Origin of the sequence: Exiguobacterium sp. s70, from assembly GCF_018618315.1 — a bacterium.
Classification (GTDB): Bacteria; Bacillota; Bacilli; order Exiguobacteriales; family Exiguobacteriaceae; genus Exiguobacterium; species Exiguobacterium chiriqhucha.
Genome location: NZ_JACSLV010000002.1, coordinates 310,451 through 333,558, shown reverse-complemented (window position 1 = coordinate 333,558; position 23,108 = coordinate 310,451). Strand labels below are relative to the sequence as shown.

Below are 23,108 nucleotides of genomic sequence, written 5' to 3'. Positions count from 1 at the left end.
TCATTCCTCCCTTTCGTTCCATTCGTCTTTCAAGAGACGATACATCGTCAAATCCATGAAACGTCCGTGACTATAGGCATAGTCATGGAGCAATCCTTCCTCCGTAAAGCCGAGCTTTTGCACCAACCGGTTCGACCCTTCGTTCCCTGGAGCGACGAGCGCCGAGATCCGATGAAACTTGAACTCGTCAAACCCGTATCGAATGACGGCAGACGCCGCCTCGAACGCAACACCCCGGCGCCAATGGCTCGGCGCGACCTCGAAGCCAATTTCGGCCCGAAAATACTGCGGGGTCCAGTTGTGAAAGCCGATCGTCCCAATCAGTTCGTTCGTGTCGCGGTCACAGATCGCCCAGCGAATCGCTTTTCCTTGCTGAAATTGATCTTTGAAATAAGCGATGACGTTCTTCGCCTCATAAACAGCCAGTAAAGGATCGGACCCGTAATAACGCATCACTTCCTCAGTCGAAAGAATCACATAGAGCGCCCTCGCGTCACGGGGTTCGAGTTCCCTCAAAATGAACCGGCTCGTCACGAGCTCGGGAAAGCTTTTTTTCAACCCCCACATATGGAATCCGCCTTTCTGCTTCTTTTCCTCAATTATAACCATTTTCCCAAAAAAACCATCATCTCAATCCTCTAGAACCGCTCAAACATGGCGCGCCACGAAGGGATTTGCTAAAATCAAACTATAGTGACTTCGAACTGAGGGGATAATTATGTCAAAACAGTTGTTCTATATTAAACAAGACCGAGAACTGCAACGTTTTACACTGCATGGCGTCACTTTAAACGATGTCACCGAGGCGTTATCACTCGCCCGCCCGATGATTATTTGTCGGACGGACATGAAAGGGATGAGACAGTCGTCCCGGACCCGGTTTCGCTATATCGAGGCGCACGAACTGTCGACGTTCTCGACCAAGTATTTAAATAACCAAACGAGTTTCACCGCCATCGACTTTCCTGACTATCATCTGCTTGAATCGTTATCGGATCACGAAATCGCTGAAATCTTGTTCCTCAGTCATATGGAACGTGGCTTAAAAGGACCTTTCTTGAACTCGATTCAAAACGAGATTGCCTTCTTCAACGAATCGAACGATCGTCATAGCAGCCTGTACATAAAAGACTGGTCGACGATCTCGCACTTCTTGCAGAGCGTGCTGCAAAGCAAGCTCGACCGCGACATTCGCAACATCAGTTTCGTCCCGATCCCGCTCCCGGTCATCGATGAGATTTTGGCGTTATCACCGCAAGGGTTGATTATCGATTTCGATCATACGAAGCGGAGCCTGTTCAATCGGCAAGTCTCGATTGCCTTCTATGTCGCCGGGCGTTACGAGGACATGTCGGTGCTCGAAGAAGACTTTGATGCGAAAAAAGAATCGATCGCGTTGAAAGGACAATTGACGTATCGCCGTCGTACGTGGGAGATTGAACGATTTTGAGTTCACCCGTGCAATAATCTTTATCGAACCTGAGCCAATCAGGTTCTTTTTTGTTATCCCGCTCATACGGATTACGTTTCAAATCCCATCACCAAGCGCCTGAGACACTATTTTTAAAAATTGATAACAAATTGTCTTAATTTTTCGTTAAATTAACTCTTTTCTTTTATCGCGAGGAGGGTATACTAGGAATAACCTTCTGGAGGAATGGAAGGCAATATAGAGAAAGCGAGGTGAAAATCTATTCATCACGCGGATGAATAGATACACGAGATGGAACAACTGAAAGTACAGGGAATGTCTTCGTTCACCAAGTTTGCGACGAATGGAAAAATGCTGAAACTAAAAGATGCAGTAGCCGGCGAGCAACGGATTTCGCTTCAAGAAGCGACCGATATTCAAGTCTCAATGCTCGACGAGGACCATTCGCGCTTCACTATATTCGGTCAGTCACACCCACTTGTCGAACTGACCCTTCCTCACCATTCTTGTGAAGTGTTACATGCCTGGTTATTACACAAGTTAAAACGACAAAAAATCAAATTGGCTTCTAACGCCTAAAACATTAGAAAGACCACATCCGTTTGGACGTGGTCTTTCGTTTGGATTCAACTTCATGTGAACAAGGAGACGAACCAGCTGATGAGAATCCCGACGAGCGCAAAGTCTGAGTCGCCGAACGTCGTACTCTCAAAGCCAAGGTTCCCGAGCAACGGTAGGAGCAGTGCCGGCAAGAAGCTGATAAGCACACCGTTCGCGAAGGCTCCTAAAATCGCCCCGCGGCGCCCTCCCGTCGCATTGCCGAACACGCCTGCCGTCGCTCCCGTGAAGAAGTGCGGGACCAATCCCGGGACGATAATGGCAAGACCGAATAGTGGCAGGAAGAACATCGAGAGGAGGCCCGCCGCAAAGCTGACCAAGAATCCAATGATGACCGCGTTCGGAGCGAACGGGAAGACTGTCGGACAGTCAAGCGCCGGTTTCGCATTCGGCACCATCTTATCGGCAATCCCTTTGAACGCCGGTACGATTTCGGCAATCAACATCCGAACGCCAGCGAGGACGATGTATACCCCGGCTGCGAACGTGATCGCTTGAATGATGGAGAAGACGATATAGTTCGAGCCACCTGAAAGTTCACTCTCGACGAACCCTGGTCCGGCGAAGATAGCGACGACTACGAACAAGAGCGTCATCGTCAAAGAGACCGCAACCGACGTATCGCGCAAGAATCCGAGTTGTTTCGGAACTTGGATGTGCTCGGTCGAGTGTTCTTTATTACCGGCATATTTGCCGATCGTCCCCGAGACGAAATACCCGAGCGAACCGAAGTGGCCAATCGCAAAGTCGTCTGATCCTGTGATCTGACGTACGAAAGGTTGCAGAAGCGCCGGGAACAGGACCATACATAACCCGAGCAAGACCGAACCGACCGCGACGAGAACGACCCCTTCAAGTCCTGATACTGATAGAATCGCGGCGAGCAAACTCGCCATGAACAACGTGTGGTGTCCTGTCAAAAAGATGTACTTGAATGGTGTGAACCGAGCGAGCACGATGTTCATGACCATCCCGAACACCATAATCATCGCCGTCTCGACGCCGAATGCGTCTTGGGCGACCGCGACGATCGCTTCATTGTTTGGGATGACGCCGCGAATACTGAACGCCTCATCGAACATTTGTCCAAAAATATCAAGCGCCGCAATGATGACACCCGCTCCGGCCCCGATGATGACGAATCCCATAATCGTCTTCAGTGTGCCCGAGACGACCGATGCCACATCTTTCTTTTGAAGCAACAGACCAATTAGCGCGAAGAGACCGACCAAGATGGCTGGTGTCCCCAATATGTCTCGCATAATCAAATCAAGCATTCATTGTTCCCCCTTCCGACCCCCGAAGTCGTTTACAGTTTTCCTGCTAGTTGAGCTTTGATTCCTTCGATATCCATGACGTTCTCAAGCGCTACGATTTCGCGCGTCCCGTCATCGAGCGTCCCGATGATATCTTTGGCCCCTAGATAGATGTCGGCCGGTTCCGTCCGTGCCGTCGCGATATCGGTATGCGACACTTCAGCCTCGGCGCCCATTTGATCGAGCGCTTTCTTAACGTTCAACTCCATGATGAAACTTGATCCTAACCCGTTTCCACATACTACTAAAATCTTTTTCATAACTTATTCCTCCTCTGAATACTTGTTGATGACCGGTAACATGTCGTCACTCGTCTGAGCCGACAACAATTTCGTCAAATCTTCCTCGTTGCTGAGAAGTTCTGTCAGTTGTGCGAGTGCCTTCAAATGTGTCGTCTGGTCGATGGCTGCCAGCACGAAGAAGAGTCGGACCGGCTTATCGTCCGGGAAGACGACAGGTTCTTCTACCTTCAGCACACTCATCCCGAGTTGACGCACCCCATCCTCGGGGCGGGCGTGCGGGATGGCCACGTCCGGCATGAGCACAATGTAAGGTCCATGTTCTTCTACGTTGGCAATCATCGTGTCGATATAACTCGTCATAATCGATTCGTTCGCTTCGAGCGGCTTGGACGCGAGACGGATGGCCGTTCGCCAATCTTCGATGTGATCGAACACTTGGATATTTTCTTGCGTGATCAGTTCATTTAGCACCGGCTGTCCCCCCTGGTGTACAGTTTGAGTCGTGTCAGCGTACAGTAACGTACGTAAGTCTTGGCGCAGTTGCCGTTCATTGGTGACGGTCGCATGTTGTTTGACGATTTGTAGCACGTCTTCGAGTTGAATCGCGACACGGTCGCCCCGTTTTAAGAACCGTTGCTCGACTTGCCGTTTCAACTGAATTTGTTCCAGTCGCGTCGGCAAGGCCGGGACGAGCGTCACGTTCGTCAGTGCATGAATGTCGCGTGGCAACGGGACGGTCGTGAACATCAAATCAACGAGTTGGGCATATTGCGCGACGTCCCGCTGTGAGATCGGCGGCAAGAAGATAATCTCCGGGAATTGATTCTTCAAAATGTGGTCGAGCATGTGCGAGACGCTAATGCCGCTCGGACAGACCACAATCGCTTTCAGCTGCTCATCGAGATGCTGACCTTGTTGATGCAAATGAGCCGCGAAATGGAGTGTATAATACATCACTTCTGTCGCCGGCACGTCTTTGCCAAGACGGTTTCGGAACGGTTCGAGCGAACGTTCGACGAGCACGTTCAGCACTTGGTGTTCTTTCATCACATAGCGTTCCAGTTCTTCCGGTGCCTCAAGCCCTGTGTAGACGCGTTGCATCGTCGCTTTCGAGTGGAGCACGAGTTTCTGACAAAGCGCTTCTCGTTCGATGATATACGTGCAACTGAGCAGTTCGAAACGCTCAATCACTTCCATCATGACGCTCGACAATTCGTATTGCGTCGATTCATCCATGTCTTCCTCGATTTTCGGGCCGCTCTTCATCAACAAGTCGAGCGTCACCCAAAGGTGCGGCACTTGACTGAAGTGGGCTCGAAGCACTTCGTCCGTATTCTCCGCCATGACGACGTCTTCTTCATCGATTGATGCCAACAGTTCGACTCGACTTCCGAACAAGAGGAAGTAGGCGAGTTTTTCACGATGGCTCTCGACCAATTGAAACTGCCGTGTCGTCTCATACGATTCAATCTGGCTCAGAAGTTGATGATACTCATCTTCCCAGTCGTCAAGTACTGCGCTAATGAGACGTCCCTTCGTCGAGCGGATCACGAGCCGTTCGATGGTTCGAAACAAATACAAGGTGACGGTTTGAGGATGCCCGTTAAAGTGATAACCGATTTTCCGGGTGTAGGCGAAATCGAGACCAAAATGGGCAGCGCTTCGCTTCACCGCATTCAAACTTTCCTGTACCGTGAATTTCGAGACATCGAGCAGCTGTTGAAAATGAAAGGCGGATAAGAACTCCCGGTTCACCAACGTAAACAAGACGATGAGCAGCTCCCGCTCTTCCTCCGACCAAATCACTCCCGCCTGTTCAAATCGTTCCGTCAACTCACGTGTGACGTGCAACCTTATGGACGTTCCCTCTAGTTCAAGCGGCGATAATCCACAGTCGCTCAACCATTCTTGAATACGATCGAGCTCATACTCGAGAGTGCGACGTGAATACGGTAGCATCAACTCGAGTGATTCGACCGTCACGTTCTGTTCGTGCATGATGACACTCAATATTCGTTTACTCTTTTCATTCAGTAGCATGGTAGTGGCCTCCTACACCTTTAGTATAAGACAGTTTCTTTCTGGTTATGTAAGCGTTTACGACAGGGTTTTCGGGACAGACTCCCCAAACTTCTGTCTCTACGCAAAAAAGGCGAAGGATGACTAGTCCTTCACCTTACCTCTATATGATCGAGTCACACGGCCGATCCCGATTCGTTCCGGCGATAAATCGTCACGCCGCCGTGTTTCGCTTCACCGACGACTTCAAACAGCCAGCCCTTGTCGACCAAGAGCGAACGGACCGTCAAAAAGTCGTCTTTCGGGACGATGAGTTCGTCGACCGTCCCGTCGAGAAGTTCTTGAATTTTTGGTTCCCACTCGTTCATTTCACTTCATCCCTCTCCGTTTGTTGTCGGTTTGCCCAGGCGAACAATCGTTCGCTCGTCTGCATCACATTTTCCGGAACGAACACATCTTCCGGCACCTGAGGATGAGACGCGACAGGCTCATCGATGGCGAGCACGACCGTTTCACCGAGTGCCCGCTCCACATAATCGGCTACAAACGCGAGCCGTTCACCGTACGTTTTTGGCGCAGCGTCGTCGAGGGCGACCGCATAGGCCGCATCCACTTCGTTGTCCTTTAATAAGACTCGGCCCGAATCGAGGATGGCGAACGGCGGGACCGCGTCGACATGAAACACTTCATAGGCTCGATACGCCGTCTCATCGCACGATAAGAGCGGCACGAAGCGGCGTTGTCCCGTCCACTTCTTGAGTTGGAACAACGTTCGCATCGCCGTGAATGACTTGGCTCCGGACGCATCTTTTTCGACCAAAATCGTCGGGGCGTCGGCCGCGTCCGCTCGAGTTTGGTCCATGAACAACCATGTTTCGACTTGTGAGACTAAAATCAATTTCGTTTCCTCCTTATTACTTCTGACCCTGCCACGATGACGAGCGCGACGAGCCACCCGCCGATGACGTCACTAAAATAGTGAACGTTCAAGATGACCCGGCTGAACGAGACGGCCAACACCATCGCGACAAGCAAGCCGAACCCGATCAAGTTTTCATTGCGGCGGTACATCAAGATCGCCAGCATACCGTACAAGGCGAGTGATCCAGAGGCGTGACCGCTCGGGAAGCTATATGTCGTCGCGTCGAGCGCGGCATCGATTGACGGTCGGTCAACCCCGAACACGAGCTTCAACACTTGTGTCACGAGAAGCGTGGCAATGACGACAATCGGCAAACGGAACGCCTCAAAGCGGTTCCCTCGCCATAAGAAATAGAGCATGCCAATAAAGGATAGACCAATCAACACTTTCACACTGCCGAGCTCGGTCACATAAACGAACAATGGTCCAGCGAGCGGTTCAAGCGAAGCCGTGACGAAGCGGTCGACCGGTACGACCCAACCTAAAACGACGACCACCGAGAAGAGAACGAATCCAATCGTCCCGGTGATCGCCAGCTCTTGTGAGCGAGAAGTCATCAATACAACCCTTTCCGTTCCCGCATCTCGTCTTCGCCGAAGTCGGTCATGTCACGCAGACGGTGCGCCAACCGACCTGAGGCGTTCGCCGCGATGGCACCGACGAGGTCATCCATGAACGTATGGACTTGGCCGTCGTCCATTTTCGTGTCGAGCTGTTTGATGATCCCGATTTTCGCTTTGTCTAAGTATCCGAACGTCGTCACGGCAATCGAACCATATGTGTTGACGGCCCCGATTGCAATCGTTTCATCGACACCGAACAACCCTTCATCCGACGCCACGATCGACAAGAGCGGCTCCGACAATTGCCCGCGCTCGGCGAGCATGTCGAGTTCCGACCCGACGAGAATCGCGTGTTGGAGCTCACGTTTATCTAACACGGCCTCGACCGAGTCCATGCAGTCTTTCAATGACAAGTGTGGCGAATACGGTGCTTGCATTTGATAGACGATTTCGGCGATCGATTCGATCGATACGCCCCGTTCAATCAAGCGAGCCCGTGCCGCGTCGCGTACATCGCGTGAGTGTGGTACATGTTTCATCATAGATGCGGGAACATTCCCGCTACACATCCTTTCATCTCGAGAAGAGCTTCTCGAAGTACTCAATGTCTATTATACTGAAAACTCGAAAAAAAGACTAAGCCCGCTTTGACTTCATTCAATAAATCGGTCATCATAAAAAAGTAGACCACTTTATAAAGGGGGAACTGGAATGAAGATTGGGGTAGTCTTATTTCCATCAAAACAAGTTCAAGACTTCGCCAACTCGTATCGGAAGCGATACGACACGAAGTATGCCTTGATCTCACCTCACGTGACGATCAAGGAACGCACTGAAATCGACGAGGCCGATTTGCCAAAAGTGCTCGAGTATCTCCAGCAAGTCGCAGACTCGACCAAACCGGTTCAATTGAAAATCGACGGGGTCCGCTCGTTCGCACCGACGAACAACGTCCTCTACTTAAAAGTATTGCCGACGCGCGAACTGTCAGCGCTTCACGACAAACTGCACGACGGTCTGCTCAAGCAGCCTCCGAAATACGAGTTTCTGCCGCATATCACCATCGGTCAAGACTTGACCGATGCCGAACTGTTCGACGTGCTCGAACGGATGCGAATGGAACAAGTGCATTTCGAGGAGACGATCAATCGCATGGCCGTCATGTATGAGCTCGAAAACGAAACATGGAACGTCTATGAGACGTTCCGGTTCCGCGGATAAGATTACACGCTCCGGTCGACGAAACGACCGGGGCTGTTTTGTTGTTCGGCTTCTAACCATTCTTCTTGACGGGGCCGGATTCGTTGGACACGTTGAATGCGTGTGACCGGCTCGATATTCGCCCGTTCTGTTGGTTGAACTTGGCGATTTCCATATTGGACGACTGTGAAATCAATCTGATAAGGACCCATGATCCAACCTCCTTCACAAGTCATTACCCGAAATTCTTCAACGATAATACAAAAAAGAGCGTATCGCTACGCCCTTCCCCATCTTTATAAAATGTGATAACCGCTATCGACGTGGATGACTTCACCTGTCACGCCGCTGCCCATGCTCGACAAGAGGAACAGGCCGGTCGAGGCCACTTCTTCTACCGAGACGTTGCGACGCAATGGCGCTTTTTGCTCGAGTTCAGACAAGATGCTGTTAAAGTCGCCGACTCCTTTAGCCGACAACGTCCGAATCGGGCCAGCCGAGATCGCATTGACGCGGACGCCGTGTGGGCCGTACTCGTTTGCCAAATATTTGACGCTCGAGTCGAGCGCCGCCTTGGCGACACCCATCAAGTTATAGTTCGGGACGACGCGTTCGCCGCCGAGATATGTGAGCGTGATGACCGATGCATCTTCTGCGAAGTACGGTTTGGCCGCTTTGACGACAGCCGTCAAGCTGTATGCCGAAATATCGAGCGCTTGCGCGAACTGGCCGCGTGTCATCTCTGAGAATTCACCGCGGAGTGCTTCTTTGTCTGCGAATGCGATCGAGTGCGCAATCCCTTGAATCGGGCCTGCTTGTTCATGAATCGTCCGGAACGTCGTGTCGATGGCTTCGTCGTTCGTAACGTCACACTCTAACAGCAAGGCTTCTCCGTTCAAGTCGGCTGCAAGCGACTCGAGTCCTGACTTGAAGCGTTCGCCCGCATATGTGAGCACGAGCTTCGCGCCTGCTGCGTCGAGCGTCTTCGCGATTCCCCAAGCGATCGAGCGTTTATTGGCGATTCCCATGACGACATACGTCTTATTCGTTAACGTTGGATAGATTGACATCGTAAACTCCCCTTTTTTTTAGTACCTGGTGATAATATCTGTTATCAGATTACAGAATGGTGTCTGTTTTGTCAACTAGCGCGTAACGTATTGCGATTTTTTTAACTTACGGTAAGATAAAATACGTAGAGAAAGGGTGAGACGACTTCATCATGAACCGCATTCAATCTTATTTTAAAAGTTTAGACACAACACTTTTGACAATCGTCTTTTTCTTGATGATCATCAGTTTAGGTGCCATCTATACGGCCCAACCGATGTTGCCGACGCGATTGCAACATATTAATTTCGCATTTGACCAAGGAATCCGCTACATCATTGGGTTCTTCGCCATGTTCGCCATCATGACCATCGAATATGAACAGTTGCGAAAAATACACTGGTATTTGTATGGCTTCGGGTTATTGCTACTAGCCGGTTTGATTCCGCTCCGCGATACGACTCTCGTTCCGAACATCAACGGGGCGTACGGCTGGTATAACGTACCGGGATTCAGTTTCCAACCAGCCGAATTCATGAAGTTGTTCTTACTTATTTCCATGGCGACGATCGTCTATGACCATAATAAACGCTACGGTTCGTCCCAACAGGACACATGGCTATTAATGAAATTGGTGCTCCTCGCCATTCCGCCTCTCGCGCTGATTGTGACGCAACCAGACTTAGGCACAGGGCTCGTGTTGATCACGATGCTCGGAGCGATTATCATCGTGTCTGGTATCGGGTGGAAGTGGTTGCTCGGATTGTTCAGCGCCGCTGCCTTAACGATCGGTGGCTTCATGTATTTGTTCTTCTCGCATTTCGAGTTGTTACAAAGTTTCGTGCCAGGCCACGCCTTGAATCGATTCCAAGCTTGGATTTACCCGTATGAGTATTCCGATGACCTGGCGTTCCAGTTAATCAAATCGCTTCAAGCGATTGGATCTGGCCAAATGTTCGGGGCCGGCTATGGACAAGGACTCGTCTATCTTCCTGAGTCGCAAACCGACTTCATCTTCGCCGTCATCGCCGAGCATTATGGCTTTATCGGGGCAGCGATCGTGATTATCGTTTTCTTCTTGTTCTTGTACCGAATGATCCATATCGCCCTCGAAGCGAGCAGTCCGTTCGGAAGCTACATCGTCACGGCCGTCATCGCCATGTTCACGTTCCAAATTTTCCAAAACATCGGGATGACGATCGGCGTCCTTCCGATCACCGGTCTGACGTTACCGTTCATCAGTTATGGTGGGACCGGGATCATCATGAACATGATCGCCATCGGGCTCGTCATGAACGTCGCCTCTAAATCAAAAACGTATATGTTCGACGACGACTAAACAATAGTCCCGCACTCATCCGAGTGCGGGACTATTGTTGTTACAGGATGAATTGGAAATCAGCCGGGTCAGGGGCTTGGATGAACAACTTCTCGCCGGTCAATGGATGATGAAACGCCGCCGAAGCGCTATGGAGCGCATGACGGTCGAGAACGGTCTTGCCACCGTACATCGTATCCCCGAGCAACGGATGGCCGATATGGCGCAGATGGACCCGGATTTGATGCGTCCGACCGGTCTCAAGGGCAATCGATAGTGCCGTATATGCGCCATGCGCCTCCGCTTCGAGAATATGTGTGACAGCATGCTGTCCGTCCGCTGTCACGATTCGCTCCATAATCGAATCGGGGGCGCGGCCGATTGGGGCATCGATCGTCTGTGGTTCAAGCTGCCCCTCGACTAACGCGAGATACGTCCGCGACAAGCCGCCAGTCTGTTGCAACTCGCTAAAGCGATGATGCACGTATGCATATTTTGCGAACAGGACGACCCCGCTTGTGTCACGGTCGAGCCGGTTGATGACGTGAATCGCCGACTGCAATCCAATCTGTTCATAATAGCCGAGCACGGCGTTGGCGAGTGTATCATCCGGATGGAGCCGGGACGGGATTGTCGCAATGCCTGCCGGTTTGTCGACCGCGAGCAAATAGTCATCCTCAAATAGGATCGTGAGCGGCCGCTTGGAACGGACCATCGTCTCTGCGGGCTGTTCGACCGGGAAGTGGACGGTCACTGCCTCCCCTGCTCGGATGTCATAGCGGACGGTGCGAGGCTTGCCATCGACGAGGATGAGGCCACCTTGTTTGATTTGGGTCAACATCTTTCGTGAGATGCCACAGTCTGTCATTAAAAAGTCGCGCAACGGGACGGTTGTCTCCGCGACGCGACGCAATGTAAATCTGTACATCGGTTACTTCCCTTCTTCAATGAACGATTCGCGGACCCGTCGCCAAAATGGGAACGGCCGGAACCGGGCAAACGTCACTTTTTCTTTCGCGACCGCACAGCGGATGGAGCGCACGTTCGACCACGACAACGCTTCTTGATGATCGAACGCGAGTTCAAACTCGGTTTTCGTGTGCGGAGCAATCTTCACTTGATGATGTTTCGGCAATAAGAGCGGTGACCCGATCGTGCGGTACACCAAGTTGTTAATCGACGCCATCTCCGTCACTTGAATTGCCTCGATGGACGGATGGACGATAGCTCCGCCGAGCGCTTTGTTATAGGCCGTCGACCCGGACGGCGTCGAGATGCACAACCCGTCGCCCCGGAACGTCTCGAAGTAATCATCGCGAATCGATAAGTCACAGACGAGTGTGCGCTTATAGTTTTTAATCGTACATTCGTTCATGGCGAGCTGTCGATCGGTCGTCCCATCCTCGTAATCGATGAGTACCTCGACAAGCGGGTATGACACCGGTTCGAACGACTCGCTTGTAATCATCTCCGTCAACTCATCGAGTTCATCCGGTTGCCAGTCGGCGTAAAATCCGAGATGGCCTGTGTGGATGCCGACGAGCAACGTCTGATCGAGCCGGTCGATATACTCGTGGAACGCCTGTAGCATCGTCCCGTCGCCTCCGACTGAGACGACAATGCGTGGCTCTTTCGAAACCGAATGCCCCGCTTCGGTCAATTTATTCGTCAACTCTTGCGCGATGTCAGCCGACCGCGCGTCTCCCCGTGCTACAATCGCAAACTGCATGCCGTGGCCCCCTAGTCTTGGTCCGTCTGGACGTTCATTTCTTTATCCCGGAACACTTGCTGTGCATCTTGAATCTCGACGCGAAGCTGGCTCATCTCGGCATCCAGCAAGAACGCCGCCTCGGCCGCTCGCCGCAGACGCTCTTGAACTTCGAGCGGCATATCCCCGTCGTATTTATAGTTGAGCGAATGCTCGATCGTTGCCCAGAAGTTCATCGCGAGCGTCCGTACTTGGACCTCGACGAGTGTCGGGAACTCGCCATGAATCGTTTGCACCGGGTACTCGAGAATCAAATGGTACGAGCGATAGCCCGATTCCTTTTGGTTCGTGATATAGTTACGTTCCTCGACGATTTTAAAGTCGGTCCGATGATGGAGCAGTTCGAGGACGTGGACGATATCGTCCACGAATTGGCACATGATGCGGAGTCCGGCGATATCTTGCATCTCCGTCGACAATTTGTCATAAGGAATTTGCTTTCGCTTCGCCTTCTCGAGGATGCTGCCGACCGGCTTCACTCTTCCGGTGACAAACTCGATGGGAGAATGGTCATTTTGAGATTTATATTGCTTTCGAATCGCCTTGAATTTCACTTTCAGTTCATCGACCGCGATTTGATACGGCACTAAATATTGATCCCAATCCATGGATTGCATATGCTGTCACCACTTTCGTTCGTATCGGAAAGCCCTGCTTTTTCCGTATGTATCCGATTGTATGGTATCATAAACCAACAATTGTTCATAGAATGGAGCGATGATTTATGACCCAAGAAGTGGAAATTGAATTTAAATCGATGTTGACAAAAGACGAGTACGAAATGTTGCTCGCCGCCTACGATTTGACAGACGAAGTGAAATGGCAAGCCAACGACTACTTTGACACGCCAACGTTCGAACTGAAGAACCATGGTGCCGCCCTTCGCATCCGTGAGAAAAAGAACGGCCAAGTGCTGACACTGAAGCAGCCGCATGAAGTCGGCTTGCTCGAGACGCACGCCGCCATCAACGAAGAGGAAGCCGAGAACTTGTTCAAATACGGCATCATCCACGATGATCAAATGACGGCCGCGCTCGCTCCATTCAACTTGTCTGGACCGCTCGAACACCTCGGCCGTCTCGAGACGAAACGGGCCGAAATCGCGACGCCGGACGGCTTGCTCGTCCTTGATGAAAGTCATTATTTGGAGATTCACGACTATGAAATAGAATTTGAAGTGACCGACGAGGCGAAAGGGAAAATCGCGTTCGAACAGCTCCTTCGCGAGCATGGCATTCCTCTTCGTCCCGCTAAAAATAAAATCGTTCGATTCATGGAAGAAAAGGTGCGTCGAAATCAAGGTTGAGCAGATACGTTGCCAACCTTTTTTTTTCGTTGCTACAATGAGCATACGATATATTTGATTTTTGTTTACGAGAGGAGGCGACACAATGGAACTAGAACAATGTAATGAGTCATCCTGTTCACTGGAAGAATCTCCTATCCAAGCAACCTATAAACCATTAGAGTTATTCTATTTCATGGACATTTCTGATCCAGATGGACTTCATGTGATGACGCTCATTAAAAAGCTCGAACTTGAATACGGGCATTTGATTCGTTTCCGTATGGTTTCGACGGTTCCTAGTTGTGTTGGCGGATGTCAAGAAGAGGTTCGCCTTCTCACGATGATTAAGGCTATGGAGTTACAAGGGAAACGTCATGCGATGCGCTTCTTACGCCATCTGCATATAAACGATATCTTTTTGAAGGATGGCTCTAGCGACAGCGATTTGTGGGAAATTGCCCGCTCGTTCGTCGATTACGGGCTCGACATCGAGGAGTTGGCGGCCGATATCCAATCCAATCAACTGCTCAGCGCTCTAGCTGTTGACCATGAGATCTTAAAAGATTGGGAAATTGAGTCACTTCCTGCTTTGACGTTCGTCACGCGTGACGAAGCACTCAAAATCGAAGGATTGTACCCGTACGACGTCTATCAGGCCGTCATGGCCGAACTGCTCGGTTACGTCCCAACCCGGGAGTCCGAGTGGAACGTCGAGAAAGTATTGGGGCGCTACGATGCCTCGACCATCACCGAGCTCGCCTTCATCTTGGAGCTCGAGAAGCCGGTCATCGAGAGAGAACTGAAAAAACTGTCACTCCAGCAACGGTGCCGACCTGTCCCAGGTTGCAGCGGACAAGCTTGGGCGACGAATAAATGACACAACAAAACCCACGGCCGGGGAGCCGTGGGTTTTTTGCGATGTTCTCCGCGGGGACGGAAAACATCACGACCCGAGTATCTATACAGATCACAGGTTGGGAGAAAGTTTACGGTCAATAAAGGGGTTTGTGATTGATTTCACACTTATAATATACCGAGACGGGCGCACCGTGACAAGCACTTTGTTCATATTGTCACATAATGTTCACGCCATACTTCTTATTGAAATAATAACGTCTCCATTTCGTCGAGGACGGCCTCGAACTGATCGAGTGCTGCGAGCACCGGCGCTTTCGTCGTCATATCGACGCCGGCCGCCTTCAATACTTCAATCGGATAGTCGCTCGAACCGGCCTTCAAGAACTTGTCGATGTAACGACGGACAGCTGGTTCGCCTTCTTCCATGATCTGTTGCGACAACGCGGCCGATGCTGAGATCCCTGTCGCGTACTGATAGACGTAGTAATTGTAATAGAAGTGCGGGATACGGGCCCATTCAAACGCAATCTCACCATCGATAACGAGTTCGTCTCCGAAGTATCGCTTGTTGAGCTCGAGATACGTCTCATTCAAATACTCAGGTGTGAGCGAGACGCCTTCTTGGGCCGCTTTATGAATCATGTGCTCGAACTCGGCGAACATCGTCTGACGGAACAGTGTGCCCCGGAACGTTTCGAGCTGATTGTTCAACAGATAGAGCCGCTCCTGGCGGTCCGTGCGCGTCTTCAACAAATAATCGTTCAAGAGCGCCTCGTTCGTCGTCGAAGCCACTTCAGCCACGAAAATCGAGTAGTCCCCGTACGGATACGGCTGCGTCGCCCGCGTATAATGGCTATGGACCGAATGGCCGAACTCATGGGCGAGCGTGAACAAGTTGTTGACGTTGTCCTGCCAGTTCATCAAGATGAACGGTTGCGTGTCGTACGCGCCTGATGAATAGGCGCCACTCCGCTTGCCACGTGTCTCACGAACGTCGACCCAACGTGAAGCAAGTCCGTCTTTGACGATTTGGACGTACTCGTCTCCGAGCGGCGCGAGCCCCTCGACCATCAAGTCTTTCGCTTCGGCATACGGAATTTTCATGTCCACGTCTTTGACGAGCGGCGTATACAAGTCGTACATATGCAACTCGTCCACACCAAGTGCCCGCTTCCGGAGCGCGACATAACGGTGCAACAAGTCGAGACGTTCGTTCACCGCCTCCACGAGCCCGTCGTATACGGATTCTGGGATGGCATTATGGTGAAGCGCCGCTTGGCGGGCGCTCTCGAACTTGCGGACCGTCGCATAGAAGTTGTCTTTTTTCACGCTACCTGACAACGTCGAGGCGAACGTGTTCAAATATTGCTCGTACGTCCCGTACATCGCCTTGAATGCGCCTTCGCGGACGCTGCGGTCACTTGATTCGAGGAACGTGATATAGCGGCCATGCGTCAATTCGACGTCTTCGCCTTTCTCGTTCTTCACTTTCGGGAACTTCAAGTCGGCGTTGTTGAGCATGCCGAACGTCGAGCTCGACTGCCCGAGGACGTCACCGGCTTGGGCGAGAATCGCCTCTTCCGCTTCCGTCAACACGTGTGGACGTTCTTGTGCCAACTCGTCGAACGCGTGGCGATAGACGTTGAGTGACTCGTGCTCACTCATGAACGCCTCGATTTGGCTTTCGTCGATGGCGAGCAGCTCTGGCGTCATGAACGCGAGCTGAGCCGAGATTTGGGCGGCGAGAGAACCGGCACGGTCGTTCAGTGCCTGATAATGGCTGTTCGACGTATCCTCGTCGTAGCGCATATGGGCGTATGTATACAGCTTATGCAATTGACGCGAAATGTCGTCGCGTAGTTGCAGACCTGCGAATAAAGAAGCCGCTGATTCTCCGAGTTTCCCTTTGAACTCGACCAAGGCCGGTACGCTTGCTTTTAGCGCCTCAAAATCTTGTTCCCAAGCTTGATCGTCTGCATAAATCGTCTCTAAGTTCCACGTCTCCTCGACGGGTACTTGTTGTCGTGTAAGTACTTCTGACATATGTCCACTTCCTTTTCTTAGTTTGTATACGATTTCGCCATGAATCGCTGAAACCCTTGAAAGTATCGAAAATCGTGAAGCAACGCCGTGTCTAACGTCTTAGGCACGTGCCAATCGCGCACCGCCTCCGTCACGTCGAATACGTTCAACAGCTGTCTCCATTGTACTTCAAACGCTTGCAGAAAGTCGCTTGTCGGGGTCACGTCGAACTGGCGGCACGTCTTCTCGATGCTCCAATTGATGGAGTCTCCGGGGCAATCCCGTCGATTCAAGTAGAGCACCGTCTGGAACATGAACGGATGGACATGAACCCCCCACAGTGACGGCAACGGCAAATAACAGTAGCTCGGTAACAACGAGGGCAACATCCCGAGCGGATACAGTCGGTTCAAGATGAGGCGGCGATACTGTGGCGTCGGATAAGGTGGCGTCATCCGCCTCCGCCGAATGACTTGGGTCCAACGATGGGCATCGAAGCCATAATATGCCGCGAACGGCGAGACATCGAACGAGGTCGCGACCTGCCATTGCCCGACGCCCGCTCGGATGGAGACCGGAAAGCCGACGAAGCGGTATAACGCCTGTCCGGTCGGGACGACCAGGCTATGTCGTCGCGCCAGTTCGGCCCGCATCCACGGTTTGAACGTTGTCACACCCCCGGGCTGCAGCCCGCTCGCCAGCCAGACGACGTCAAGTCCATTGTCGCGATAATGTCTCGTCCGGTCGACGTAAGACTCGATTGAGAGCGTGGACGCCTGGATTTCGACGACGAGCCGTGTATCGTCGCGTACTGCCACCAAATCGGCACGACGTGCGCCGATAACGACTTCTTGCTCGACTTCATACCCTTGCCCTTGAAGCCATTGCCGCACTCCCCATTTGTCTTCATGGTGTCCGGTCGACTCGCCGCATCCGCAAGGATTGACGTGGGCGAAATGGAGACGCCGTTTCACACCTTGCCTGACGATGACCCGTTCCCCGCATTCTGGGCACGAAAAAGGGGCAAACGGTTCAATCCGCCCCCGACTCAACGTAAGGGCATCCACATACCCTCCAGTTCGACCGATGGCAAATCGCATCCCGCTTCCCCCTCATAATAGTGGTGAAAACATTCGGGCCAATGATTCGACGAGTTTGATGAAGTAGGATCGTTCCGAGAACGCCCGAATCTCCAACTCGTGTGACCCTTCAAAGTCTTTATACAAATCTTGTTTGAGCTGATGGACGGAGTTCGTGTTATACAAGAGCGCGTTCACCTCGAAATTGAGGTGGAAACTTCTGAAGTCCATATTCGCCGTTCCGATTGTCGCCAACCCATCGTCGACGACGATGACTTTCGAATGCATGAACCCTTCCTCATACAAGTAAATCTTGACCCCGGCGCTGAGTAGTTCCTCAAAATATGAGCGACTCGCATAAAAGACAATTTTATGGTCCGGATAGCTCGGAAGCACGATACGGACATCGATACCTGATAACGAAGCGGTCTTGAGCGCGCTCATGATGTCCTCGTCTGGAATCAAGTACGGGGACGAGATGTATACCGACTTCTTCGCCGCATTGATCAGCGCGAAATAAATCGATTTCATCGTCTCGTACGGCTCATCCGGTCCGCTCGCCACAATCTGTACGCCGCCACTCGCACTTCGCACCGTCTCGAGCGGCTCTAGATAGAACGGCGTGAATAGACGCTCACCCGTCATGTAGTACCAGTCCTGCAAGAAGATGAGCTGGAGTTCCGACACCCCTTCCCCTCTGACGTATAGATGCGTGTCACGCCAAAAACCGAACTTCGAATGCTCGCCCAAATATTCATCTCCGACATTCAACCCGCCTGTGAACGCCTCTGTTCCATCGATGACGACGATTTTCCGATGGTTCCGATAGTTCGTCTTACTCGAAACGAGCGGCAGGACGACCGGGAAGAACGCTTTGACATGGACACCTGCTTGGCGCATCTCGTCAAAGAACGTCCCGCTCGTATGAATCGAGCCGACCGCGTCATATAGAAAGCGCACCTCGACCCCTGCCTTCGCCTTCTGAATCAAAATCCGTTGAATTTCCCGAGAAATACGATCTTCCCGGAAAATATAATATTCGAGATGGATGTGGCGGGTCGCCCCTTTCAAAGCGGGCAACAACTTCGAGAACTTCTGTTGTCCATTCGTCAGTACTTGCGTATACGTGTTCGACGAAACGGGTAATTGATTCAGAGACGACGTCAAATGGAGCAACTTCACATAATCGTCATGGGAGAACATGAGCGACGGCGACAACGTCATCGCCTTCTGTCGATAAGCGAGGTACGTCTCTTCGTCCAACATGGCCTTCTCTTTGAACATGCGCTTCCGGCGATAGTTCTGTCCGAACACAAAATAGGCGAACAGCCCGACGACCGGGAAGCCGAGCATGACGATGGCCCAAATGAGCGTCCGCTGCGGATTTCGATTCTCGAGCAGGATGACGAGCAGGATGCTGAACGTCGTCAAAAAGACGAGCACCGAGAACAACCCGATCACTTGCGAGCTCCAGTAATACGATAATACGGCAATGAGACCTGCGAGCAAAATCAGGGATAAAAGTACTTGTATGCGTCGCAACATATTATAAACTGACCTCGTTTCTGTCTTGTATTATCATAATTATACAACTTAACACCATCTTTTGAGGGGAGCGAACAAAATATGGGCACATTTTTGGTTACAGGAGCGACGAGCGGGATTGGACGGGCCGTCGCCCTTCGTTTGGCTGAGGACGGACATGACGTCATCGGCATCGGCCGCGACGAGACACGAGGTGCCGCACTCGAAGACGCCTCACCACGCATCACTTTCCTTACATGTGATTTAGCCGAATCCGAGCAAGTTGAAGCATTGATGGACCGCTTGAGCGAGGACAAGGTCGTCCTCAACGGATTATTCAACAACGCCGCGACGTTCGGTCGTCCCGGGACACCGGAGCGGTTGCCGGCGACCGCGTTTGACGACGTATTCGAACTGAACGTGTTGGCTGTGAACCGGCTTATCCAACGCGCCATCCCGCTGTTGGCGACGGGAGGGAGCGTCGTCAATAACGCTGCAATCGTCGGCCACGTCAAATTTCCGCCGATGCTCGGTCCATACGCCGCCTCGAAAGCGGCCGTCATCGCCTTGACGAAGACGTTCGCCCATCGGATGAAAGGCAAAATACGTTTCAATGCGGTCTGTTTCGGTCCGGTCGATACGCCACTCAGTCATAAACTGTATGGCGGTGAGGCCAAATTCCAAGAGGCGATGACCCATCATTTCCGGGGACATGCCGCCAAACCGGAGGAAGTCGCACCGGTCGTCACATTCCTATTGAGCGAAGCGTCAAGCTATATTAACGGTCAAGCCATCACGGTGGACGGTGGTTATACACTCTCATAAGTACCAAAAGGGAGGGGTCTCGAGTGACCCCTCCCTTTTACGTCTGTACTTTTCGGGCACGCATCATCTGATTCGTCAGAAACGCGCGTTCTCTCGGATGCAACTCTTCAAAATCGAGCGACTCCTCGAAATAGTCGATGAACCCCTCGAACGTCTCTTCGTGTGAGGCATGTGCTTCCAGTCGGGCGATTCGGATCGCCTCGAACACGGATGCCATCACAAAGATGTCATGGCTCGCATACGTCTTGATTGGGGTGAGCGCCTCGAACAACGTCGCCTCCATCGGTTTACGTTTGGCGTGCCAGTCGCTCTTGTCATTGGAAAATAAGAAATCCCCTTCAGGTAATCGGCTCAGTTCTCGCAAAATGTCGCCGATGTAATGAATGGCGTGAATCGCAGTATTCGGATCGTTAATCCCGGGCGAGATGCCTTTCAACGCGATTTCACTCAATTTCTCGATGACGAAGGCCGGGTCTTGAATCGAGGAGCGAATCTCCCCAATTTGGAACACGTCGACATCGAGCGCTTCTTCTCCGAGCCAATAGCCGAGCAAGTCTCCTTTCGCCACGAAATCCCCGACGGCCACGACCGACTCGAAATCGACATCATGGCTTTCTTGTTTCTCGCTTGCGAACAATTGGATATAGCCGGTGCGCGGCGCATAGATGGCCTGGCCCTCGAACGTGTGGACCGAACGTTCGGGAACGATGTGCATCTTTCCGTCCTCCACCGCTTGCTGTTGCGTCTCGATGACGGACAACGCCTCGCGATGCAGGGCTGACAAGAGACGTTCGGCTTGAATTGAGACGCTAATCGTTTGTATGAACTTGACGAACGCCCAGATGGAACTGACGACGAGCAACACGCTGACGCCCGAGGCGAGTACGACATCCTCATCCGACGTCCGAATTAAAAATAAGTTCGTAATCCCGTACACCGTCGTCATGATGAACAAGCCGAGCGTATGTTTCGATGCCGAGTTCGTCAAAAAGTTATTGATTGTTCGTGGTGAGAACTGTGACGAGTACGTCGTCAAGACGACGAGAATCGTTGAGAAACTAAACGTCATCATCGTCATCAGACTCGTGAAGGACGAGGACAGCACGGTTGCTGCCGAATCCTTGTCTAAATAGACGATTTCGGGCAACAGTTCCCGAAAGAAGTTCCCGAAGTATTGGGTCAGGAACGTCAAGGCAATCCCCCCGATCCCATATAAAAACGGGACAAACCAGGCACTATCGGCCAACATCAACTGCAAACGCTTGAACATCACGACACCTCGTTTATGTATTAGTTAGAAAAAAATCGCCTGTCCATATGAACAGGCGGTTGGGGTTTAGAAATAGTGACGTACTTTAGCGAAGACATCCCCATCGAGGATAAGCTTGCCGTATTCTTCGAGCATCGCTAACGTCTGCGTGCTGAACGTCAAATACTCGGCCAAGAGACTCAATACGTTCTCTTCTTCCTCTGGTTCCATCTCTTCCGGGAAATCGATCCACAAGTAATACTTCTGATCGTAGTGGAACAGTTTGAGGTCGACGTTGCTTAACGTCTCTCCCGCCCGTTTGCTGAGCGAGATGATCGCCTCAAAGTCATCCGTTTCCATAGCGAGCGGAGCCCACGCCTCCTGCTCGGTTTCTTCATCGAGTTCACTCAACTGGTCGAGCACCGATTGTTGATCGCGTGCCTCATCGATTGCCGAGCGTAGGAGTGATCCGAGCTCAGAATCGTCTTCGGCGCCAATCACGTTTTTCGCGATCGTCACGGTCACTTCGAGTCCTTTTTCAAAAGCTTGTACTTGTATCCATAGTGGACCATCAAACGAGATATCTTCTCGTTCGTGCGCTTCGTCCATCATCTGCCAGAACAGCTGCTCACCACGTTCTCGGTTATACCAGATTTCATCACGAGCGAAACCGCGTTTTTCGATATCGACATACGTAATGAAAAATTTGACGGTATTGTCATTGATGCGCTCAATTTTCACGATTGTCCACTCCCTTCTCACCTCACTCCTACTTCAACAATTAAGGAGGAGAGGGGAAATTGTCTTGTTATCATAGTACCCTTTTTTTAACGTGTCAATCTATTGATAATGGGGTTGTTACTATTATTTTATCGGAAAAACGGAATAATAAAAAGCACACTGCTTAGACAGTATGCTTCCTCACTCGTTGACGAGTCGTTGCGCTTCTTGAAGTTGGAACGTCCGGACCTTGCGCGGCAAGAATCGACGAATCTCATCTTCGTTATACCCGACTTGAAGACGTTTTTCATCAATCAAGATTGGACGGCGAAGCAATCCAGGATACTCTTGAATCAAATCGTATAGTTGTTGAAGCGAGAGCGCATCGACCGATACGTCGATTTTAGAGAAAACTTTAGACCGGGTCGAGATGATTTCATCCGTCCCGTCCTCTGTCATACGTAGGATTTGTTTGATCTCATTAAGTGAGAGTGGTTCTGAAAATATATTTCGTTCCGTAAATGGGATATCATGCTCTTCAAGCCAAGCCCGTGCTTTTCGACACGATGTGCAGCTCGGAGACGTGTAAAGTGTGACCATTTTCGTTCCTCCCTGATCAAATGTTCGTTCATCTTTTTCAAGTGACTCTATTTGTATACCCAAAAAATCGTTCACTTAATTATAATAATTCTTATCAATTGAAACTTCAATGATAACTTTTCTCACTCGGGTAAGAAAAGAGGACGCATTCTCGAGAATGCGACCCTTGATCGACCGTTCTAGGACGCCGGCATTCGAGAAACCGGTTGTGATACCGTCTCTTTGCCTGGCTTCACTTGCAAGTCTTTCAATTTCTTCTTGAGGACTTCTTTTAGAAGTTTCTTTTTCTGTTGCAAAACTTTATTACGTTCTTTCATGGTCTCTCACCCCCAACGCCAAAAGGACCGGACCGACCGTTACTGAATCTGAAAATCTTGAACTTGCACTAATCTACATTTAAATTATAGCACATTCTTATGAAAATAGTTGAACAATCTCCAAGTTTTTCATCATTTCACACGTTCCAAATTTGCTTTTCCTATCTCATTCCCGTAT

General features: G+C 51.2%; 27 protein-coding genes. 7 read left to right on the top strand and 20 right to left on the bottom strand.

Annotation, left to right across the window (positions count from 1 at the left end):
* A complete protein-coding gene (locus KNP84_RS06375; RefSeq protein WP_021066975.1) occupies positions 1-567 on the bottom strand; it encodes a GNAT family N-acetyltransferase in 567 nt (188 codons plus the stop codon).
* A 151-nt stretch (positions 568-718) separates the two neighbouring features.
* On the opposite strand from KNP84_RS06375, the gene KNP84_RS06370 reads away from it, so the two are divergent.
* A complete protein-coding gene (locus KNP84_RS06370; protein ID WP_021066974.1) occupies positions 719-1,450 on the top strand; it encodes a hypothetical protein in 732 nt (243 codons plus the stop codon).
* 273 nt (positions 1,451-1,723) lie between these two features.
* Complete coding sequence (locus KNP84_RS06365) at positions 1,724-2,011, top strand: FHA domain-containing protein (RefSeq protein ID WP_029595769.1); 288 nt, start codon at positions 1,724-1,726, stop codon at positions 2,009-2,011.
* 53 nt (positions 2,012-2,064) lie between these two features.
* Here the strand turns inward: KNP84_RS06365 and KNP84_RS06360 are convergent, their stop codons facing one another.
* The 7 genes from KNP84_RS06360 to KNP84_RS06330 all read right to left on the bottom strand — a co-directional run bounded on the left by KNP84_RS06360 (position 2,065) and on the right by KNP84_RS06330 (position 7,651).
* A complete protein-coding gene (locus KNP84_RS06360; protein ID WP_215114507.1) occupies positions 2,065-3,327 on the bottom strand; it encodes a PTS ascorbate transporter subunit IIC in 1,263 nt (420 codons plus the stop codon).
* Positions 3,328-3,359: 32 nt separating this feature from the next.
* Positions 3,360-3,626, bottom strand: a complete 267-nt coding sequence (locus tag KNP84_RS06355; protein ID WP_021066971.1) for a PTS sugar transporter subunit IIB — start codon at positions 3,624-3,626, stop codon at positions 3,360-3,362.
* Positions 3,627-3,629: 3 nt separating this feature from the next.
* A complete protein-coding gene (locus tag KNP84_RS06350) occupies positions 3,630-5,648 on the bottom strand; it encodes a BglG family transcription antiterminator (RefSeq protein ID WP_215114506.1) in 2,019 nt (672 codons plus the stop codon).
* 155 nt (positions 5,649-5,803) lie between these two features.
* The gene (locus tag KNP84_RS06345; protein WP_215114505.1) at positions 5,804-5,995 is read right to left on the bottom strand and encodes a hypothetical protein; all 192 of its coding nucleotides are present in this window, start codon (positions 5,993-5,995) and stop codon (positions 5,804-5,806) included.
* A complete protein-coding gene (locus tag KNP84_RS06340) occupies positions 5,992-6,525 on the bottom strand; it encodes a hypothetical protein (protein WP_058763285.1) in 534 nt (177 codons plus the stop codon). Before KNP84_RS06340 ends, KNP84_RS06345 begins: the two co-directional genes overlap by 4 nt.
* Positions 6,522-7,106, bottom strand: coding sequence for a phosphatase PAP2 family protein (locus KNP84_RS06335; RefSeq protein ID WP_021066967.1), 585 nt, complete (start codon positions 7,104-7,106; stop codon positions 6,522-6,524). Before KNP84_RS06335 ends, KNP84_RS06340 begins: the two co-directional genes overlap by 4 nt.
* The gene (locus tag KNP84_RS06330) at positions 7,106-7,651 is read right to left on the bottom strand and encodes a phosphatidylglycerophosphatase A family protein (protein WP_029595773.1); all 546 of its coding nucleotides are present in this window, start codon (positions 7,649-7,651) and stop codon (positions 7,106-7,108) included. Before KNP84_RS06330 ends, KNP84_RS06335 begins: the two co-directional genes overlap by 1 nt.
* A 172-nt stretch (positions 7,652-7,823) precedes the next feature.
* Between KNP84_RS06330 and KNP84_RS06325 the strand changes: the two genes are divergently transcribed.
* Positions 7,824-8,333: a YjcG family protein gene (locus tag KNP84_RS06325; RefSeq protein WP_021066965.1), complete on the top strand. Its 510-nt coding sequence runs from the start codon at positions 7,824-7,826 to the stop codon at positions 8,331-8,333.
* Between the two features lie 2 nt (positions 8,334-8,335).
* On the opposite strand, the gene KNP84_RS06320 is transcribed toward KNP84_RS06325, so the two are convergent.
* Positions 8,336-8,524, bottom strand: coding sequence for a hypothetical protein (locus tag KNP84_RS06320; RefSeq protein ID WP_021066964.1), 189 nt, complete (start codon positions 8,522-8,524; stop codon positions 8,336-8,338).
* Between the two features lie 84 nt (positions 8,525-8,608).
* The gene (fabI, locus tag KNP84_RS06315; RefSeq protein ID WP_058763280.1) at positions 8,609-9,382 is read right to left on the bottom strand and encodes an enoyl-ACP reductase FabI; all 774 of its coding nucleotides are present in this window, start codon (positions 9,380-9,382) and stop codon (positions 8,609-8,611) included.
* A gap of 152 nt (positions 9,383-9,534) precedes the next feature.
* Here fabI and KNP84_RS06310 point away from each other — a divergent pair, with 152 nt between their 5' ends.
* Positions 9,535-10,701, top strand: a complete 1,167-nt coding sequence (locus KNP84_RS06310; protein ID WP_021066962.1) for an FtsW/RodA/SpoVE family cell cycle protein — start codon at positions 9,535-9,537, stop codon at positions 10,699-10,701.
* Between the two features lie 40 nt (positions 10,702-10,741).
* On the opposite strand, the gene KNP84_RS06305 is transcribed toward KNP84_RS06310, so the two are convergent.
* From KNP84_RS06305 to yjbM, 3 genes are read right to left on the bottom strand one after another with little or no spacing between them, the layout of a single operon-like run.
* Positions 10,742-11,608 carry an RluA family pseudouridine synthase gene (locus tag KNP84_RS06305; protein ID WP_215114504.1) on the bottom strand — a complete coding sequence of 289 codons (867 nt, stop codon included), beginning with the start codon at positions 11,606-11,608 and terminating at the stop codon, positions 10,742-10,744.
* A gap of 3 nt (positions 11,609-11,611) precedes the next feature.
* Positions 11,612-12,409, bottom strand: a complete 798-nt coding sequence (locus KNP84_RS06300) for an NAD kinase (RefSeq protein WP_021066960.1) — start codon at positions 12,407-12,409, stop codon at positions 11,612-11,614.
* A gap of 11 nt (positions 12,410-12,420) precedes the next feature.
* Entirely contained in the window at positions 12,421-13,065 is a 645-nt protein-coding gene (gene yjbM, locus KNP84_RS06295; RefSeq protein ID WP_021066959.1) for a GTP diphosphokinase, read from the bottom strand.
* 107 nt (positions 13,066-13,172) lie between these two features.
* Here yjbM and KNP84_RS06290 point away from each other — a divergent pair, with 107 nt between their 5' ends.
* Both KNP84_RS06290 and KNP84_RS06285 read left to right on the top strand, forming a co-directional pair.
* Positions 13,173-13,754 carry a CYTH domain-containing protein gene (locus KNP84_RS06290; protein ID WP_214719517.1) on the top strand — a complete coding sequence of 194 codons (582 nt, stop codon included), beginning with the start codon at positions 13,173-13,175 and terminating at the stop codon, positions 13,752-13,754.
* Between the two features lie 334 nt (positions 13,755-14,088).
* Positions 14,089-14,613 carry a DsbA family protein gene (locus KNP84_RS06285; protein ID WP_251131172.1) on the top strand — a complete coding sequence of 175 codons (525 nt, stop codon included), beginning with the start codon at positions 14,089-14,091 and terminating at the stop codon, positions 14,611-14,613.
* Between the two features lie 221 nt (positions 14,614-14,834).
* On the opposite strand, the gene pepF is transcribed toward KNP84_RS06285, so the two are convergent.
* The 3 genes from pepF to cls are packed head-to-tail and all read right to left on the bottom strand — an operon-like array spanning position 14,835 to position 19,240.
* Entirely contained in the window at positions 14,835-16,637 is a 1,803-nt protein-coding gene (gene pepF, locus KNP84_RS06280; protein ID WP_131471117.1) for an oligoendopeptidase F, read from the bottom strand.
* A gap of 17 nt (positions 16,638-16,654) precedes the next feature.
* Complete coding sequence (locus KNP84_RS06275) at positions 16,655-17,716, bottom strand: competence protein CoiA (protein WP_215114503.1); 1,062 nt, start codon at positions 17,714-17,716, stop codon at positions 16,655-16,657.
* Between the two features lie 12 nt (positions 17,717-17,728).
* Positions 17,729-19,240: a cardiolipin synthase gene (gene cls, locus KNP84_RS06270; protein WP_215114502.1), complete on the bottom strand. Its 1,512-nt coding sequence runs from the start codon at positions 19,238-19,240 to the stop codon at positions 17,729-17,731.
* 81 nt (positions 19,241-19,321) lie between these two features.
* Here cls and KNP84_RS06265 point away from each other — a divergent pair, with 81 nt between their 5' ends.
* Entirely contained in the window at positions 19,322-20,044 is a 723-nt protein-coding gene (locus KNP84_RS06265; RefSeq protein WP_214827096.1) for an SDR family NAD(P)-dependent oxidoreductase, read from the top strand.
* 37 nt (positions 20,045-20,081) lie between these two features.
* On the opposite strand, the gene KNP84_RS06260 is transcribed toward KNP84_RS06265, so the two are convergent.
* The 4 genes from KNP84_RS06260 to KNP84_RS06245 form a co-directional block, all read right to left on the bottom strand.
* Entirely contained in the window at positions 20,082-21,314 is a 1,233-nt protein-coding gene (locus tag KNP84_RS06260) for a DUF2254 domain-containing protein (protein ID WP_215114501.1), read from the bottom strand.
* A gap of 66 nt (positions 21,315-21,380) precedes the next feature.
* The gene (gene mecA / locus KNP84_RS06255) at positions 21,381-22,034 is read right to left on the bottom strand and encodes an adaptor protein MecA (RefSeq protein WP_021066951.1); all 654 of its coding nucleotides are present in this window, start codon (positions 22,032-22,034) and stop codon (positions 21,381-21,383) included.
* A 180-nt stretch (positions 22,035-22,214) separates the two neighbouring features.
* On the bottom strand, positions 22,215-22,613 hold the full coding sequence (gene spxA / locus KNP84_RS06250; RefSeq protein WP_015881217.1) for a transcriptional regulator SpxA: 399 nt from the start codon (positions 22,611-22,613) through the stop codon (positions 22,215-22,217).
* Between the two features lie 179 nt (positions 22,614-22,792).
* Positions 22,793-22,930 (bottom strand): hypothetical protein, encoded by a 138-nt coding sequence (locus KNP84_RS06245; protein ID WP_021066950.1) that lies wholly within the window; start codon positions 22,928-22,930, stop codon positions 22,793-22,795.
* Between the last annotated feature and the right edge of the window lie 178 nt (positions 22,931-23,108).